At 57.3% G+C, this 16141-nt stretch carries 15 protein-coding genes; 10 read left to right on the top strand and 5 right to left on the bottom strand.

The genetic code is table 11. The annotated features are described in order from the left end of the window. The first annotated feature begins 440 nt into the window (after positions 1–440). The 3 genes from PGH32_RS23545 (at position 441) to glpX (ending at position 3953) form a co-directional block, all read left to right on the top strand. A complete protein-coding gene (locus PGH32_RS23545; RefSeq protein WP_314425669.1) occupies positions 441–1283 on the top strand; it encodes an MIP/aquaporin family protein in 843 nt (280 codons plus the stop codon). Between the two features lie 54 nt (positions 1284–1337). Next, entirely contained in the window at positions 1338–2849 is a 1512-nt protein-coding gene (gene glpK, locus PGH32_RS23540; protein WP_314425672.1) for a glycerol kinase GlpK, read from the top strand. Between the two features lie 93 nt (positions 2850–2942). After that, positions 2943–3953, top strand: a complete 1011-nt coding sequence (glpX, locus tag PGH32_RS23535; RefSeq protein ID WP_337895348.1) for a class II fructose-bisphosphatase — start codon at positions 2943–2945, stop codon at positions 3951–3953. A gap of 52 nt (positions 3954–4005) precedes the next feature. Here the strand turns inward: glpX and emrD are convergent, their stop codons facing one another. After that, positions 4006–5184, bottom strand: a complete 1179-nt coding sequence (gene emrD, locus PGH32_RS23530) for a multidrug efflux MFS transporter EmrD (protein ID WP_337895347.1) — start codon at positions 5182–5184, stop codon at positions 4006–4008. A 308-nt stretch (positions 5185–5492) separates the two neighbouring features. Between emrD and fpr the strand changes: the two genes are divergently transcribed. Continuing rightward, on the top strand, positions 5493–6239 hold the full coding sequence (gene fpr / locus PGH32_RS23525; RefSeq protein ID WP_314425678.1) for a ferredoxin--NADP(+) reductase: 747 nt from the start codon (positions 5493–5495) through the stop codon (positions 6237–6239). Here the strand turns inward: fpr and PGH32_RS23520 are convergent, their stop codons facing one another. Next, positions 6240–6674, bottom strand: coding sequence for a DUF805 domain-containing protein (locus tag PGH32_RS23520; protein ID WP_314425682.1), 435 nt, complete (start codon positions 6672–6674; stop codon positions 6240–6242). It abuts the gene before it with no gap. 88 nt (positions 6675–6762) lie between these two features. On the opposite strand from PGH32_RS23520, the gene PGH32_RS23515 reads away from it, so the two are divergent. Together PGH32_RS23515 and tpiA are read left to right on the top strand one after the other, a co-directional pair. Further along, positions 6763–7350, top strand: coding sequence for a YiiQ family protein (locus PGH32_RS23515; protein ID WP_314425894.1), 588 nt, complete (start codon positions 6763–6765; stop codon positions 7348–7350). Between the two features lie 117 nt (positions 7351–7467). Beyond that, entirely contained in the window at positions 7468–8235 is a 768-nt protein-coding gene (tpiA, locus tag PGH32_RS23510) for a triose-phosphate isomerase (RefSeq protein ID WP_337895346.1), read from the top strand. A 31-nt stretch (positions 8236–8266) separates the two neighbouring features. Here the strand turns inward: tpiA and pdxR are convergent, their stop codons facing one another. Then, positions 8267–9706 carry a MocR-like pyridoxine biosynthesis transcription factor PdxR gene (gene pdxR, locus PGH32_RS23505; RefSeq protein ID WP_337895345.1) on the bottom strand — a complete coding sequence of 480 codons (1440 nt, stop codon included), beginning with the start codon at positions 9704–9706 and terminating at the stop codon, positions 8267–8269. Between the two features lie 90 nt (positions 9707–9796). On the opposite strand from pdxR, the gene PGH32_RS23500 reads away from it, so the two are divergent. Next, on the top strand, positions 9797–10252 hold the full coding sequence (locus PGH32_RS23500) for a carboxymuconolactone decarboxylase family protein (RefSeq protein WP_314425896.1): 456 nt from the start codon (positions 9797–9799) through the stop codon (positions 10250–10252). Positions 10253–10563: 311 nt separating this feature from the next. Beyond that, positions 10564–12168 carry a malate dehydrogenase (quinone) gene (gene mqo / locus PGH32_RS23495; protein WP_443112827.1) on the top strand — a complete coding sequence of 535 codons (1605 nt, stop codon included), beginning with the start codon at positions 10564–10566 and terminating at the stop codon, positions 12166–12168. Positions 12169–12260: 92 nt separating this feature from the next. Here the strand turns inward: mqo and PGH32_RS23490 are convergent, their stop codons facing one another. Continuing rightward, complete coding sequence (locus PGH32_RS23490; RefSeq protein ID WP_337895344.1) at positions 12261–12848, bottom strand: LysE family translocator; 588 nt, start codon at positions 12846–12848, stop codon at positions 12261–12263. Between the two features lie 138 nt (positions 12849–12986). Here PGH32_RS23490 and PGH32_RS23485 point away from each other — a divergent pair, with 138 nt between their 5' ends. Then, positions 12987–14441 carry an aminotransferase-like domain-containing protein gene (locus PGH32_RS23485; protein WP_314425693.1) on the top strand — a complete coding sequence of 485 codons (1455 nt, stop codon included), beginning with the start codon at positions 12987–12989 and terminating at the stop codon, positions 14439–14441. 24 nt (positions 14442–14465) lie between these two features. Here the strand turns inward: PGH32_RS23485 and PGH32_RS23480 are convergent, their stop codons facing one another. Next, positions 14466–15089, bottom strand: coding sequence for a glutathione S-transferase family protein (locus PGH32_RS23480; RefSeq protein ID WP_314425696.1), 624 nt, complete (start codon positions 15087–15089; stop codon positions 14466–14468). A 128-nt stretch (positions 15090–15217) separates the two neighbouring features. Between PGH32_RS23480 and PGH32_RS23475 the strand changes: the two genes are divergently transcribed. After that, complete coding sequence (locus PGH32_RS23475; RefSeq protein ID WP_314425698.1) at positions 15218–16069, top strand: PhzF family phenazine biosynthesis protein; 852 nt, start codon at positions 15218–15220, stop codon at positions 16067–16069. Positions 16070–16141 lie beyond the last annotated feature (72 nt).

Raw genomic sequence — 16141 nt, 5'->3', positions numbered from 1 at the left:
ATAACCTCTCCTAATCGCAGGGCGCTGATGATGCTAGCCGCAGGGATAAGGAGTGAACCGACATTCCGCGGATAACAACGATCCTTCGATTGTAAGTAGACGCGCAGGGCAAGTCCAGCGGCTAAGCCATATGGGGCGCAGTCTGTAACAATTTTCAGCGTAGACCTGGTCTGCGTAACATTTTCACCGACGACGATTGGCCCCGCGTTAAATATTTTCGCATTTCGTTACCGCTTAAACGCGCAACATCGTGATTAGTACGCGCCAGAAACACGCGAATTCGCTCATTTTTATGACACAGCACACAACTTTTGATTTCGCTATTTCTCGTTTATGCTCGTTAACGATAAATTTACATCAGCCCTACAACAGACTTGGGCGGCTCAGGGAATGAGAAAACGAAGATAGTAAACTCTTAACTCGCCTTCAGGAATTTCAACATGAGTCATGCAACAAGCACACTTAAAGGACAATGCATCGCCGAGTTTCTTGGTACCGCGACCATCCTCTTCTTTGGTGCAGGCTGTGTCGCTGCATTAAAACTCGCTGGTGCCGGCTTTGGTCAGTGGGAAATCAGCATCGTGTGGGGCATTGCCGTTGCCATGGCGATCTACCTCAGCGCGGGCATCTCAGGTGCGCATCTCAACCCTGCAGTCAGCATTGCCCTCTGGTTATTTGCCAACTTCGATGGGCGTAAAGTGGTTCCCTATATCATTGCTCAGATAGCCGGCGCGTTTTGCGCGGCTGCACTGGTGTACGGCCTGTATTACAATTTATTCCTCGACTACGAGCAGACCCACCAGCTGGTGCGCGGCAGCGTCGAAAGCCTGGACGTGGCCGGCGTGTTTTCAACCTACCCAAACCCGCACATTAGCGTGGGGCAGGCATTCCTGGTTGAAGCCGTGATCACCGCCGTAATGATGGCGCTGATTATGGCACTGACCGACGACGGCAATGGTCTGCCGCGCGGTCCTCTGGCCCCGCTGTTAATCGGCCTGCTGATTGCCGTGATTGGTGCCGCGATGGGTCCGCTGACCGGTTTTGCCCTGAACCCGGCGCGTGATTTCGGTCCTAAGCTGTTCGCATCACTCGCAGGCTGGGGCAGCATGGCCTTCACCGGCGGTCGCGATATTCCGTACTTCCTGGTCCCTATCTTCGGACCGATGCTCGGTGCAATCGTTGGAGCATTTGGTTACCGTTCTCTGATCGGCCGCAATCTGCCGGGCCAGACCGCGGTAAAACAGGACGAAGTGGTACAGCGCGCTGCACAGCGTAAAGCGTAATCCTGCTATACCCGTTTCGGCGGGTATCACTCTTGAACTCATCAGGAAAAAATTATGACCGTAGAGAAAAAATATATCGTTGCGCTCGACCAGGGAACTACCAGCTCACGTGCGGTAATCCTGGACCATGACTCCAATATCGTTGCGGTATCGCAGCGCGAATTCCAGCAAATCTACCCAAAAGCGGGCTGGGTTGAGCATGATCCTATGGATATCTGGGCTTCACAGAGCTCCACGCTGGTCGAGGTGCTGGCGCATGCGGATATTCGTTCTGATGAGATTGCGGCAATTGGTATCACCAACCAGCGCGAAACCACCATCATCTGGGACAAAGAAACCGGTAAGCCGATCTACAACGCGATCGTCTGGCAGGACCCACGTACCGCTGACTACTGCGCAAAACTGAAGAAAGAAGGCCTGGAAGAGTATATCCAGCACACAACCGGCCTGGTGATTAACCCGTACTTCTCCGGCACCAAAGTGAAGTGGATCCTCGATCACGTGGAAGGCTCGCGTGAGCGCGCCCGCCGCGGAGAGCTGCTGTTCGGCACCGTCGACTCCTGGCTGGTGTGGAAAATGACGCAGGGACGGGTACACATCACCGACTTTACTAATGCCTCACGCACCATGATGTTTAACATTCACAAGCTGGAATGGGATCAGCGCATGCTGGAAATCCTTGATATTCCGCGTGAAATGCTGCCAGAGGTGAAATCCTCTTCCGAGGTGTACGGCCAGACCAACATCGGTGGTAAAGGCGGTACGCGTATTCCTATCGCCGGTATCGCCGGGGACCAGCAGGCCGCTCTGTACGGTCAGCTGTGCGTGCAGCCGGGAATGGCAAAAAACACCTATGGCACCGGCTGCTTTATGCTGATGAACACCGGTAAAGAAGCGGTTACCTCGACTCACGGCCTGCTGACCACCATCGCCTGCGGCCCACGCGGTGAAGTGAACTATGCACTGGAAGGGGCCGTCTTTATCGGCGGAGCCTCCATTCAGTGGCTGCGTGACGAGATGAAACTGATCAGCGACTCAACGGATTCCGAATATTTCGCCACCAAGGTGAAAGATTCTAACGGCGTGTACATGGTTCCGGCGTTCACCGGCCTGGGCGCACCCTACTGGGACCCGTATGCACGTGGCGCGATCTTTGGCCTGACCCGTGGCGCTAATGCCAACCACATTATTCGCGCCACACTGGAGTCGATCGCCTATCAGACCCGCGACGTACTGGAAGCGATGCAGAATGACGCCAATACCCGCCTGCAGTCGCTGCGCGTGGACGGCGGTGCCGTTGCCAACAACTTCCTGATGCAGTTCCAGTCGGATATCCTGGGCACCCGCGTTGAGCGCCCGGAAGTCCGCGAAGTCACCGCCCTGGGCGCGGCGTACCTCGCCGGTCTGGCCGTCGGCTTCTGGACAGATCTCGAAGAAGTGCGTGCTAAATCCGTCATTGAGCGCGAATTCCGTCCGGGCATTGAAACCACCCAGCGCAATGTACTGTATGCAGGCTGGAAAAAAGCCGTTGCCCGCGCTCAGGCGTGGGAAGATCAGGACAATTAAGGCCTTACCCGCCCGCAGTCGCCGACTGCGGGCACCTCCCTCACTTCCCGCCTGTGATAAACTTCCCGCCTCATCACTTTTCCGAGGCACGTCATGAAACGAGAACTGGCAATTGAATTTTCACGCGTCACCGAAGCGGCGGCGCTGGCTGGCTATAAATGGCTGGGGCGCGGCGACAAAAATGCCGCTGATGGCGCAGCGGTACACGCGATGCGCATCATGCTCAATAAGGTGGATATTGACGGTCAGATCGTGATTGGCGAAGGGGAAATTGATGAAGCGCCGATGCTGTATATCGGCGAAAAAGTCGGAAGCGGCAATGGCGATGCGGTCGATATCGCCGTTGACCCCATTGAAGGGACGCGGATGACCGCCCTGGGCCAGGCAAACGCGCTGGCGGTGCTGGCGGTCGGCGACAAAGGCACCTTCCTGCACGCCCCCGATATGTATATGGAGAAGCTGGCGGTTGGCCCCGGTGCGAAAGGCGTGATTGACCTGAATCTTCCGCTGGAAGAGAACCTGCAGCGCATCGCTGGCGCACTGAACAAATCGCTGAGCGAACTGACCGTCACGCTGCTGGCTAAGCCACGTCACGATGCGGTCATTGCCCGCCTGCAGGCAATGGGCGTTCGCGTGTTTACCTTCCCGGATGGTGATGTGGCGGCCTCTATCCTCACCTGCATGCCAGACAGCGAGGTGGACGTGATGTACGGTATTGGCGGTGCGCCGGAGGGCGTGATCTCTGCGGCAGCGATCCGGGCACTGGACGGTGATATGCAGGGCCGCTTACTGGCCCGTCATGAGGTAAAAGGCGATACGCCTGAAAATCGTCGCCTCGGCGAACAGGAGATTCAGCGCTGTCATGAAATGGGCATCGATGCCGGAAAAGTGCTGCTGCTCGATCAGATGGCGCGTAACGATAACGTGATCTTCGCCGCCACCGGCATCACCAGCGGCGATCTGCTGAAGGGCATTACGCGCAAAGGCACTATGGCCACCACCGAAACGCTGCTGATCCGCGGTAAATCACGCACCATTCGTCGTATCCAGTCCATTCACTACCTGGACCGCAAAGACGATAACCTCCACCCGTTTATTCTGTAATTCTCGCGCTGGGGCCAGCATTGACTGCCGGCCCCGCCGAATAACGATCATGTCAGACGGTCTGCGGCTCCGGGCGCTTCGACAGCGGTAGCCAGCAGAGCAGGATTAGCAGCGAAGTGGCAAACATCAGCATCCCCAGGCTGAACTGACCATTTTGCGGCAGCAGCGCGGAAAACCACGCGGTCAGGCCCGATCCCAGATTCTGTAATCCACCCACCAGCGCACCGGCGGTCCCTGCCATGTAGGGCCACGGCTCCATTGCTCCGGTCGTAGCCAGCGGAAACAGCATGCCTGCGCCAAAGAAAAACAGCGAAGCGGGCACGATAAGCGTCCACAGGTTCATCACGCCCAGCCAGCCGGGGATCCACATCAGCACGCCCGCCAGCAGACAGCTGTTCACCGCGTACCACATAATGGTGTTAAAGGGTTTATCGCTTTTACCGGCAAACCAGGCGCCAAAAAACGCCGCCGGTAGCGGCAGGATAAACAGCAGGCTGACGGCGAAGCTGCTCATCCCCAGCACGCCGCCCATCAGCACGCCGCAGCTGGCTTCAAACACCGCAATACCGGCCAGGGCACCGATCAGTATAACCAGATAGCGTACAAAGCTGCTGTCGGCCAGCAGCGGACGATAGCGTGACAGCAGCGAGCGCGACGGCACACCCTGAGGACGCGTTTCCGGCATCCATCGCAGGATAGCCCCGCTGACTACCAGACACAGCAGCAGGAGAAATGCAAAGCACGCCTGCCAGCCGAACAGCCGGGTCAGCCCGGCACCGATCAGTGGCGCAATCAGCGGGCTGACCAGGATACCCATATTTAACAGACTGTTGGCATGGCGCAGCGCCCTGCCCTCATAGAGATCGCGCGGCATGGTACGCGCCATTACGCCCGCCACGCCCGTCCCCAGCCCCTGGATTGCCGCCCCCAGCACCAGCCCGTTCAGACTTTGCGCCAGCAGGGCCGTCAGCGAGCCGAGTATGAATATCCCCATGCCGAGCAGAACCACCGGCCTGCGGCCAATGCTGTCCGACAGCGGGCCATAAAACAGCTGTGAGGCACCGTAGGTCATCAGATACGCCGCCATCACCCGCTGAACGGCACCATCGCCGACATGAAATGCGGCCGCTATGGAGGACATCGCCGGAACATATATGGTCTGCGCCATCTGACCGACCGCCAGCAGGGCAATCAGCACCACTAACAGGTGCCCATTTTCAATCTTTTTCATCGTGCCACATTAGTATAAATAACGGTAAAATTTTTCGTATCCAGAGGATCAAATAAATGGATACGCTTATTGCCGGAGAAAATATCAGGAATGGATGACAAAGCGAGAGGCGGGCCAAAAATAGGCCACCCGCACCTGTCACCAAAAACGGGCGCGGCTGTAAAACATTTTTTACGCTTAGGTAAATTCGTGCTCATACTTTGTTTATACGAGCTTTAACGTCGGCGGGAACTGGAAAAACCACGCGCAGCTGAGGAAGATAGCCACAGAGACGCCAATTCTGCCACAACTGAATGAAGGAGTTTGTTATGGCCGCCTGGGTCAACGCCCGAGTAGAAAAAGTGACGAACTGGACGGACAGCCTGTTCAGTATCATTGTGACCGCCCCTATTGACCCTTTTACCGCCGGCCAGTACGCCAAATTGTCGCTGGAAGTGAACGGTGAGCGCGTGGTTCGCGCCTATTCCTTTGTTAATGCACCGAGCAATAAAAATCTGGAGTTCTATCTGGTGCTGGTACCGGAAGGTAAACTCAGCCCCCTGCTTTATGCGCTGAAACCGGGTGATGAAGTGATGATTACCCAGGATGCTCAGGGCTTTTTCGTTATCGATGAAATCCCGCAGTGCGACACGCTGTGGATGCTGGCAACCGGCACCGCCATTGGTCCTTATCTTTCGATCCTGGAAGAGGGGAAAGGGCTGGAACGGTTTAAGAACATCGTACTGCTCCATGCCGCGCGCTATGCTCAGGACCTGAGCTATCTGCCGCAGATGCAGCAGCTCCAGCAGCGCTATAACGGCCAGCTGCAGATTCAGACGGTGGTCAGTCGCGAAGAAGCCGAAGGATCGCTGACCGGCAGGGTGCCGGCCCTGATTGCCAGCGGCGAGCTGGAGGCGGCGACCGGCCTGAAAATCGATGCCGAGTCCAGCCACGTCATGCTCTGTGGTAACCCGGAGATGGTGAAAGATACCCAACAGTTGCTGAAAGATACGCGCGGGATGCGCAAGCATTTCAAGCGCAAGCCGGGCCACATGACCAGCGAGCACTACTGGTAATCAGGCGGCACCACGGCGCAGGAACACCACGTACTGCGCCGCTTTACCGTAGCGGTTATCGCCATCCGTACCGCGGAAAAAACCCAGCTCAACCATCATACTGACCAGAATCAGCGTGGGGATAAAGCGGCCGACCAGCCACTGTGCGTCACCCGGCAGCATCGACCAGTTCCCGGCCATCAGCACCCATGCCAGGATGAGCAGCAGCGCCCACTGGCCGCCTTTGTTCCGGTCGTGTAGTCGTTTGACCAGCACCGCGCTGACCGGCCACAGCAGGGCCACCACGCAGAACGCCGCCAGCTGCATATCCATCAAACCGTTACCGGCGAGGCTGAACAACAGCGTCAACAGCAGCATCCAGACAACCTGCCAGATCCAGAAATCACGCCGCCTCAGACGGCCACGAAACGAAAAACACCATTGTTGTAGAGTCATTATTTATTCCAGCGTCGGGTGCCCTTTGACTTTTCCAGTCATTGTCCGTTTTAATCTTGAGCAGAGTTTACTGGTTAGGGCCATGAAAATGAATCAAGCGATCTGGGCAGCGATTATCCTGCTGACCACACTGACCATCGCTACAGCAAAAGCCGATCCTCAGGACCGGGCTGAACATATGCCTGCGGCACCCTATCTGCAAATGGGTGCCCCAACCTTCGATATGACCATTGGCCAGTTTCGGGAAAAATATAATGCTGCCAACGCAACATTACCGTTAGGTGAATATCGCGCAATTGACACGTCAGATGATAAAAGCAATCTGACGCGTGCCGCCAGTAAGATCAACGAAAATCTTTATGCGTCCACGGCCCTTGAACACGGCAGCGGGAAGATCAAAACGCTCCAGATTACCTGGCTACCGATCCCCGGGCCGGATCAGAAAGCCGCGCGGGAAAAGGCACTGGCCTATATGACGGCGTTTGTGCGGTTCTTTGAACCGATGCTCAGCGAAGAACAGAGCCAGAAGCGGGTGAACGATCTGCTGACGAAAGGCAAGAATTCGCGATATTACCAGCAGACGGAGGGGGCGTTGCGCTACATTGTGGCGGATAACGGCGAGAAGGGGCTTACTTTCGCCATCGAACCGCTAAAACTGGCGCTCGCGACCCCCTGAATCGATTCATGCAAACGATGACGAAAAGCAAAGCCTTTCGCATTTTTGATCTCTATACTGTCGGCAGACAACGCTGCCTGCCGGCAGCTTTAATACTCTCTAAGCGTGGAGGATACAATGCGACATCCATTAGTGATGGGTAACTGGAAACTGAACGGTAGCAAGCACATGGTCAACGAGCTGATCGCCGGTCTGCGGAACGAGCTGAGCGGTGTTGACGGTTGTGGCGTAGCGATTGCCCCACCGGCGATCTATCTGGATCAGGCAAAACATGCCATTTCCGGTAGCCATATCGTACTGGGTGCGCAGAACGTTGACGTAAACCTGTCAGGTGCGTTCACCGGTGAAACCTCCGCCGACATGCTGAAAGATATCGGTGCGAAATACATCATTATCGGCCACTCTGAGCGCCGTACCTATCACGCAGAAAGCGACGAGTTCATCGCTAAAAAATTCGCCGTCGTAAAAGCCGCAGGCCTGACCCCGGTACTGTGCATCGGTGAAACCGACGCTGAAAACGAAGCGGGCAAAACCGAAGAAGTTTGCGCTCGTCAGATCGACGCGGTGCTGAAAACTCAGGGTGCAAAAGCCTTCAACGGCGTTGTTATCGCCTATGAGCCAGTATGGGCCATCGGCACCGGCAAATCTGCGACTCCTGAGCAGGCCCAGGCGGTACACAAGTTCATCCGTGACCATATCGCGAAGCAGGATGCGACCGTGGCTGCACAGGTTATTATCCAGTACGGCGGTTCCGTTAATGATAAAAACGCCGCAGAGCTGTTCGGCCAGCCGGATATCGACGGCGCGCTGGTTGGCGGTGCCTCGCTGAAAGCCGATGCGTTCGCGGTTATCGTGAAAGCCGCTGCCGCAGCGAAAAAAGCCTGATCCTAATCCCTGCCCTTCGGGGCAGGGAGCGTTAACCAAACTCCTCTACCAGCGCCTTCAGCCTGGCCGCACTTGCGGCAAACCCACCGTCCGGCAAATTCGTTATTCCTAACACCAGTCCGCAGTAAGCCGTTTTATCCTGATACCACACCGACAGCGGTGACGGGGCCATACCGTGAGCCAGCGCCGCCTTTGCAATCTCCACATCCCGGGTGCCCTGCCGCAGCAGAATAATCACCGCCAGCGCCGCACGCGACAGCTGCGCAAAATGCGGTTCCAGCGCCTGCAGCAGCTCGCTGAGCCGGGCTGCATACAGCCGCTTTATCCGCCGCAGATGGCGCATGTAGTGCCCCTCACGCAAAAATTCCGCCACCGCGTTATGCAGAACGGATGACGAAGCCGGGGCCAGCAGCGCCACCGTTTCCGCAAAGTGTGCCGCCAGCGTGTCCGGCACCACCAGATAGCCCATACGCAGCGCCGGGCTGAGCGTTTTACTGAACGTGCCGATATGCAGCACGCGTTCCGCATCCAGCGCCGCCAGCGCCGGGGCCGCCCGCCCCTGCAGCTGCAGCTCACCGAGATAATCATCTTCGATAATCCAGCTATCCTGCTGACGCGCCCAGGCCAGCAGCTCACCGCGGCGCGCAAGGGATAATGTCACGCCGAGCGGCGACTGCTGCCCCGGCGTAACCAGCGCCACGCGGGCATCGGCTGCCAGCCGCATGCCGTCCGCAACGGAAATACCCTGCCCATCCACCGGTACCGGCACCGCCTCGATCCCGGCCAGGGTCAGTGCGCGACGAGCCAGCAGATAGCCGGGATCTTCGCTCCAGGCGCGCGTGCCGCGCAGCCCCAGCGCCAGACAAATAATGCCCAGCGCACCGGTGTAGCCGTTGGTGATAACGATCTGCGACGCCTGGCAGCGTATACCGCGGGCAATCGACAGATAGCTCACCAGCTCCTGACGCAGCATCAGGCTGCCGCGCGGATCGGCATACCCCGTTGCACCTCCGGCAATCTCCCGAACGTGGCGGGCCAGAATCCGCGACCAGACTTTGGCCGGGAAGGCGTCGCTGGCGGCTGTCCCCATCTGGAAGGTCATTGGCGGAACATCAAAGGCGTGGACCACATCCGCCAGCGGGGCCAGCACCGGTGCTTTTTGCGGCACGGCGCGAGCGGCGGGCAGGACGGCACTGACCCAGGTACCCGCTGCGCCACGGGCCACCAGCAGCTGGCTGTCCACCAGCATATCGTAGGCACTGCGCACCGTGCCGCGCGCAACGCCCAGCGCAACCGCCAGATCGCGGCAGGAGGGCACGCGGGATCCTGCCGGAACGCGGCCTTCCGCAATCGCCTGAGCCATCCCGGCACGAATCTGTTCCGTCAGCGAACAGCCGGCGTAACGCTGCAGCCCAATGTGTTCCGCCGTCTGTACGGCGGATGGACCACTCTTTTTCTCAATTCCTGGCACTTTTATCGCCCCATTAAACCGATGAAAATAGCCTTCAGCAGCAAACGCTGTCGATCATTCACGCCAACCCCTGTCTCTGGAGACACAATGATGAGCGAACGTATTGATTTTAACGCCACTTCCCCTGCCGGAATGAAGGCACTGGGCGGCGTCTATGGTTATGTAGCGCAGTGCGGATTACCGATGAGCATTATCGAACTGATTTTCCTTCGCGTCTCACAAATTAACGGCTGCGCATACTGCATCGATATGCACACTAAAGCGTTACATAAAGAAGGGATGCCGTGGGACAAAATTGTGCTCACTCAGGTCTGGCGCGAAGCAGGCAACTGGTTTTCAGCCAATGAACAGGCAGCCCTGGCCTGGGCAGAATCCCTGACGCTGATCGCACAAACCCATGCACCTGATGAAGTTTATGCGGTCGTGCAAAAAGAATTCAGCGAAAAAGCGATTACCGATATGACAATTGCGATTGGTTTGATGAATGCTTATAACCGTCTGGCGATTAGTCTTCGCAAGCTTCCGGACAGTGCTCCTCGTAATTAATCCATCCTGTTCAGCCAGTTACCCTTCATTTCCTGCCGACATATCGGGCCGCTCAACGGCCCGTATAAATGTTACTAATTTCCGCGCACTTATCATTCTCATTTTTAATCTTTAAACACTTTTTTAATTAGCCCGTAACAATGGTATATTTCTGATGCTTCCTAAAAGTGATTAAACTTGCAGCAAAAATGCAGATGGAATCGCTTAGCATTCCTGAATTAGCGCAATAACTTCACTGGTTCAGAGATATATTGGGTCTGTTTTACCTGCTTAACATGTTGAATTCATTCAGCATACGGAGATGTATCCTCATGCGTAAAATGGCAGTACTTCTGGCGGGGCTGGGTTTGACCAGCAAAGCCGCAGTAGAAGACGAAAAGCACGTTGATGTATTACTGATCGGTGGTGGAGTGATGAGCGCCACGCTTGGTACCTACCTGCAGGAGCTGGAGCCTAACTGGCGGATCGGCATGGTAGAGCGTCTCGATGCAGTCGCCGAAGAGAGTTCCAACGGCTGGAATAATGCCGGTACGGGACACTCAGCGCTGATGGAACTGAATTACACTCCGGAAAATGCCGATGGATCTATCGACATTAAGAAAGCGGTAGAAATTAACGAAGCGTTCCAGATTTCACGCCGTTTCTGGGCACACCAGGTTGAACGTGGCGTATTACGCGATCCGCGCAGCTTTATTACCAGCGTGCCGCACATCAGCTTCGTCTGGGGCAACGATAACGTCAGTTTCCTGAAACGTCGCTACGCGGCGCTGCAAAACTGCAGCCTGTTCCGCGAGATGGAATATTCAGAAGACGCGGAACAAATCAAACAGTGGGTGCCGCTGGTCATGGAAGGTCGCGACAGCGATCAGAAAGTTGCCGCCACCCGCATTCCGATCGGTACTGACGTCAACTTTGGTGAAGTGACCCGCCAGCTGGTCACCTCGCTGAAGAAGAACCCGAACTTCAGCCTGAAAAATCGTCACGAAGTGCGCAAGGTCCACCGTAACAGCGACGGCAGCTGGAACGTGACCGTGGCCGACCTGAACAACGACGGCAGGCAGGACACTATCCGCGCCAAATATGTCTTTATCGGTGCCGGTGGCGCGGCGCTGACGCTGCTACAGGAATCGGCGATCCCTGAAATGAAAAACTACGCAGGCTTCCCCGTGGGCGGCGAGTTTCTGGTCAGCGAAAATCCGGAAGTGGTGAAGCGCCATCTGGCGAAGGTATACGGCAAAGCGTCCGTCGGCGCACCGCCGATGTCCGTTCCGCACCTGGATGCCCGTACGCTGGACGGCAAGCCGGTTCTGCTGTTCGGTCCGTTCGCCACCTTCTCCACCAAATTCCTCAAGCAGGGTTCGCTGTGGGATATGTTTGGCTCCATTACGCCATCCAACCTGATGCCGATGATGCGCGTGGGGATGGATAACTTCGATCTGGTGAAATATCTGGTCGGCCAGGTCCTGCTCAGCGCTGACGATCGCCACAAGGCGCTGTGCGAATACTTCCCGGACGCGCGCAAAGAGGACTGGCGGCTGGTGAAAGCCGGTCAGCGGGTGCAGATTATTGAGAAAGATGCCAAAAAAGGCGGCGTACTGAAGCTGGGAACCGAAGTGGTCACCTCACAGGACGGCACTATCTCCGCACTGCTGGGCGCATCCCCGGGCGCGTCAACGGCTGCGCCGATTATGCTGGATCTGATGAGCAAAGTGTTCAAAGAGCAGATGGCGTCGTCAGACTGGCAGAGCAAACTGAAAGCGATTATTCCGTTCTATGGCCAGAAGCTGAACGGTAACGTCGCCGCCACGGAGAAAGAGCTGGCGGACACCAGCCGCATCCTGCAGCTGGACTACGCGCCAATGACCTCTGCCAACGATGAAACCAGCGAACAGGCAGCAGCCGTCGTCGGGAAGTAACGTTGTAGCAGAAAAACCCACGCTTCGGCGTGGCGAAGTGAAACTGAAAAAAGGCGGATATCCGCCTTTTTTCTTGCGCTGGATCCGGGGAATTACGCCATCTGGATCGCTTCTACCAGCATCCACAGCGTGGTGGCCAGCAGCGACAGCGCCATCACCGTATTAAACAGCTGCAGCTTCCACTGCACCTGCAGATGCTTACCCAGGCGATCGCCCATCATCGCCCAGACCAGGATGCAGGGCAGGTTCAGTACCATAAAGCCGATCATCACCGCCAGAATGCTGCTGTTAACGGTATACATCAGCGCCACGTTGATCGCCATCAGCCAGGCTTTTGGATTGACCGCCTGAAACAGCGCACCGCCTGTCATCGTCATCGGACGCGCTTTTCCGCGTAGCTCCGGCGCACCGGAACGAAAAATCTTCCACGACAGCCACAGCAGATAGCCGCAGCCCAGCAGCGTCAGCGGCAGGCGGATCGCTCCCATCCACGTCAGCAGGACTTCCAGCAGCGCCCCGGCCAGTGCGGTCTGTAGCGCACAGCCCAGCATAATCCCGGTGACCATCGGTAAAGTACGGCGCATACCAAAATTGACCCCGGAGGTCGCCAGCATCAGGTTGTTGGGGCCTGGCGTGATTGACATAACGGTGACGTAGCTGACAAAAGAGAGATCGAGCATAAGAGAGTTCCTGCATTCCGGGTGAATACAGTCAGTGTATTCACTCGGCACGAATGGTAACAGATGCAGAAAAACAGTATTGTTATGGGTACAAAGTGATTTAAGTTATCACTGTACCCATACGTTGAGGAGCGATCTGTGTCCATTACTGAACCGCAGGCAACGCTGTACCACAATCTGGCCGAGACGCTGGCCGCCGCGATCCAGCAGGGTACGTTTATGCCCGGCAGCCGCCTGCCCGCCATTCGTCGCTGCGCAGCCAGCCACCAGGTCAGCGTTAATACCGTGCTGACCGCCTACGGCATCCTGGAGGATCGCGGCCTGATTGAGGCGCGGCCGCAGTCCGGTTACTACGTGCGTGATGCACTCCCCTCACTGACCTACCAGTCTCCGCCGCGCAGCAGCGTCCGCTCGCCGGGGAGTAAAAAACTCGACCTTATCGACGCCGTTTTTGCCGCTCAAAACCACGCCGACTACACCAATATCTCGCTGGCCTGCCCGCAGAACAGCGATTTTTTCCCGACGGCAAAAATCAGCCGCATTATGGCCTCTCTGCTGCGCCGCGAACCCGAGCTGATTGGCCGCTATGCCCTGCCGCCGGGCAGCCTGCGCCTGCGCCGTGAAATCGCCCGCCGCTCGATGGATTTAGGCATCCGCATCAGTACGGACGACGTGACGCTGACTCACGGCTGCATGGAAGCTCTTCAGCTGGCGCTACGCGCGGTCACCCGGCCCGGCGACTGCGTTGGCCTGGAAACACCGACCTATTTTTACCTCTTCCCACTGATTGCCAGCCTGGGGCTAAATGTGCTGGAGATCCCCACCGACCCGCAGCACGGCCTGTCGCTGGATGCGCTGGAGCTGATGCTGCAGGAGCGGCGCATTCAGGCAATTATCGCCATGCCAAACGCGCAGAATCCGCTGGGCAGCAGTATGACGCTGGAGGGGAAAAAGCGGCTGGCGCGGCTGGTGAATCAGTACGAGGTGCCGCTGCTGGAAGATGGCCTGTATGCGGAGCTGCAGTTCTGCTGGCCGCTGACGCCCGCGGTCAAAGCCTTTGATGAAAACGGCTGGGTGCTGTACTGCAGCAGCTTTACCAAGACCGTAGCCCCCGATTTTCACCTCGGCTGGATTGCCGCCGGGCGCTTTAGCCAGGAACTGGCCCGGCTGAAATCCGTTTCCTCGCTGGCCGAATCGCGCCTGCTGTCGGAAACGCTGGGGATCTTTCTGGAATCCGGCGGCTACGATCACCACTTGCGCTCGCTGCGCCGCCGCTACGCCGCCCAGCTGGAAGAAGCGCGTGGCATTATCGCCCGCCATTTCCCGCACGGAACGCGCGCCACCCGCCCCAGCGGAGGGTTTGTCTTTTGGGTTGAACTGCCCGGCAATATCGACAGCGTTGAGCTGTTCCACCGGCTGCTGCAGGAGAAAATCTGCCTGACGCCCGGTGCACTTTACACCCTGAGCGAGCGCTGTAATCACGCCCTGCGCCTCTCCTGCTGTTACCCCTTTAATGAGCGCTACATCTGGGCACTTCAGCGCACCGGTGCCGTGGCCTGTGAAATGAGCGGTATTGCCGCTGGCGTGGCGTAATGACGTCACGGCCAGCGACGATGGCTAAGGCGTACCGTTTCGTCCCCATGCCGCGTAGCCCTCGCGCGCGGTAAGACGTTCATAGTAGGCGCGCACGGCAGGAAACTCGGCATGTTCAAGCGGGGTTTCATACCAGCGGTTAACCGACAGACCAACCGGAATGTCCGCCAGTGAGAAGGTGTCCCCGGACACGTAGGCTCCGGTTTTATCCAGCTGCTGATTGAGGATCCCCATGGTGTATTCCCAGCCCTTGCAGGCCGCCGCCAGCAGCGTGGGCTCCTGATGCGCCGGGGAATGACGAACCAGCGACATAAACGCATAGCGCCAGGCGGTGTTCAGTTCGGTGGCCTGCCAGTCAATCCACTGATCGACGCGCGCGCGCGACTGCGGATCCTGCGGATATAGCCATTCACCACCGTAGGCGTTCGCCAGATAGCGAATAATGGTGTTGGATTCCCACAGAATGAAATCATCGTCCTGAATAACCGGAATGAGCGCGTTCGGATTCAGCGCTTTAAAGGCGCTTTCTTTCGGCGACTGGAAACCTTCGCCCCACTCTTCGCGCTCAAAGGGGATGCCTAACTCATCGCACAGCCACAGCACTTTTCTGACATTGATTGAAGACGCTCTTCCCAGTATTTTCAGCATAATATGGTCACTTTTTTATCTGATATTATCTAGTAATAGCCATAATCATCGAGGCTGACAACCCCCGCGACCGATCATCGCACTGTGTGGTCAGTATCCCTATAAGTCCTACGGTTACAGGAATTGTTATGACGCAGCTACGCCCTTTTAAACAGGTTGATGTTTTTACTTCCACGCCGTTTAACGGTAATCCGCTGGCGGTGATTATGGACGCCGACGGCCTGAGCGATGAGCAGATGCAAACCATCGCGCGCTGGACAAATCTTTCCGAAACCACCTTTGTTTTACCGGCAACCGAACCGGCGGCGGATTATCGCGTGCGTATTTTCACCCCGGATATGGAACTGCCGTTTGCCGGTCATCCAACGCTGGGCACGGCGCACGCTCTGCTGGAGTCCGGCATTCCGCTGAACCATCCACAGCAGATCGTGCAGCAGTGCGGCGTCGGGCTGGTGAAGATCCGCATCGGCGATGACGGTGCGCTGGCTTTCTCTTCACCGGAGGCCGTGCTGACGCCGTTCAGCGACGCTCCTATTTCCAGCGCACTCAACAGCGATGAGCTGGAAGAACAGCTGCCGGTGATGGTGGCCGATATGGGGATTCGCTGGCTGCTGGTGCCGATGAAGTCGGCGGAAGCGGTTTTGGCGATCAAACCGGACGCCGTCGAATTTGCCCGACTGATTAAAAAATCCAACGTTAACGGTGTGATGCCGTTTGGGCCGCTAAAAGGCGTTGCTGATGGCTACGAGGTGCGCGGCCTGCTGATTGAACAAGGCTCTCTGACGGAAGATCCGGTGACCGGCAGCGCGAACGCCTGCCTGGCGCGCTATTTCCAGGCGCGGGGCGTGGAGCTGGACTACGTGGTGCATCAGGGAACCGCCATCCAGCGTGCGGGAAGAGTGACCGTGACCTACGCCAGCGACGGCGTATGGATCGGTGGCCAGACGGTCACGGTGCTGGATGGCGCCATCCGACTGTAAGGCATACGCGGGCAATTCGATTCACTATCGCGGAGGGGCTGCCACAGATACTGCGCTCCCTGCCGCGATAGT

It is taken from the genome of Erwinia sp. SLM-02 (genome assembly GCF_037450285.1).
Taxonomy (GTDB): Bacteria; Pseudomonadota; Gammaproteobacteria; order Enterobacterales; family Enterobacteriaceae; genus Erwinia.
This window is presented reverse-complemented; position numbering and strand designations above follow the sequence as displayed.

Excerpts from the sequence above, each read along its gene's own strand:
- glpK (WP_314425672.1), top strand. The coding sequence starts at position 1,338 with ATGACCGTAGAGAAAAAATATATCGTTGCGCTCGACCAGGGAACTACC.
- PGH32_RS23515 (WP_314425894.1), top strand. The coding sequence starts at position 6,763 with ATGAATCAAGCGATCTGGGCAGCGATTATCCTGCTGACCACACTGACC.
- PGH32_RS23500 (WP_314425896.1), top strand. The coding sequence starts at position 9,797 with ATGAGCGAACGTATTGATTTTAACGCCACTTCCCCTGCCGGAATGAAG.
- PGH32_RS23475 (WP_314425698.1), top strand. The coding sequence starts at position 15,218 with ATGACGCAGCTACGCCCTTTTAAACAGGTTGATGTTTTTACTTCCACG.
- fpr (WP_314425678.1), top strand. The coding sequence starts at position 5,493 with ATGGCCGCCTGGGTCAACGCCCGAGTAGAAAAAGTGACGAACTGGACG.
- mqo (WP_443112827.1), top strand. The coding sequence starts at position 10,564 with ATGCGTAAAATGGCAGTACTTCTGGCGGGGCTGGGTTTGACCAGCAAA.
- glpX (WP_337895348.1), top strand. The coding sequence starts at position 2,943 with ATGAAACGAGAACTGGCAATTGAATTTTCACGCGTCACCGAAGCGGCG.
- emrD (WP_337895347.1), bottom strand. The coding sequence starts at position 5,184 with ATGAAAAAGATTGAAAATGGGCACCTGTTAGTGGTGCTGATTGCCCTG.
- tpiA (WP_337895346.1), top strand. The coding sequence starts at position 7,468 with ATGCGACATCCATTAGTGATGGGTAACTGGAAACTGAACGGTAGCAAG.
- PGH32_RS23480 (WP_314425696.1), bottom strand. The coding sequence starts at position 15,089 with ATGCTGAAAATACTGGGAAGAGCGTCTTCAATCAATGTCAGAAAAGTG.
- PGH32_RS23520 (WP_314425682.1), bottom strand. The coding sequence starts at position 6,674 with ATGACTCTACAACAATGGTGTTTTTCGTTTCGTGGCCGTCTGAGGCGG.
- PGH32_RS23545 (WP_314425669.1), top strand. The coding sequence starts at position 441 with ATGAGTCATGCAACAAGCACACTTAAAGGACAATGCATCGCCGAGTTT.
- PGH32_RS23490 (WP_337895344.1), bottom strand. The coding sequence starts at position 12,848 with ATGCTCGATCTCTCTTTTGTCAGCTACGTCACCGTTATGTCAATCACG.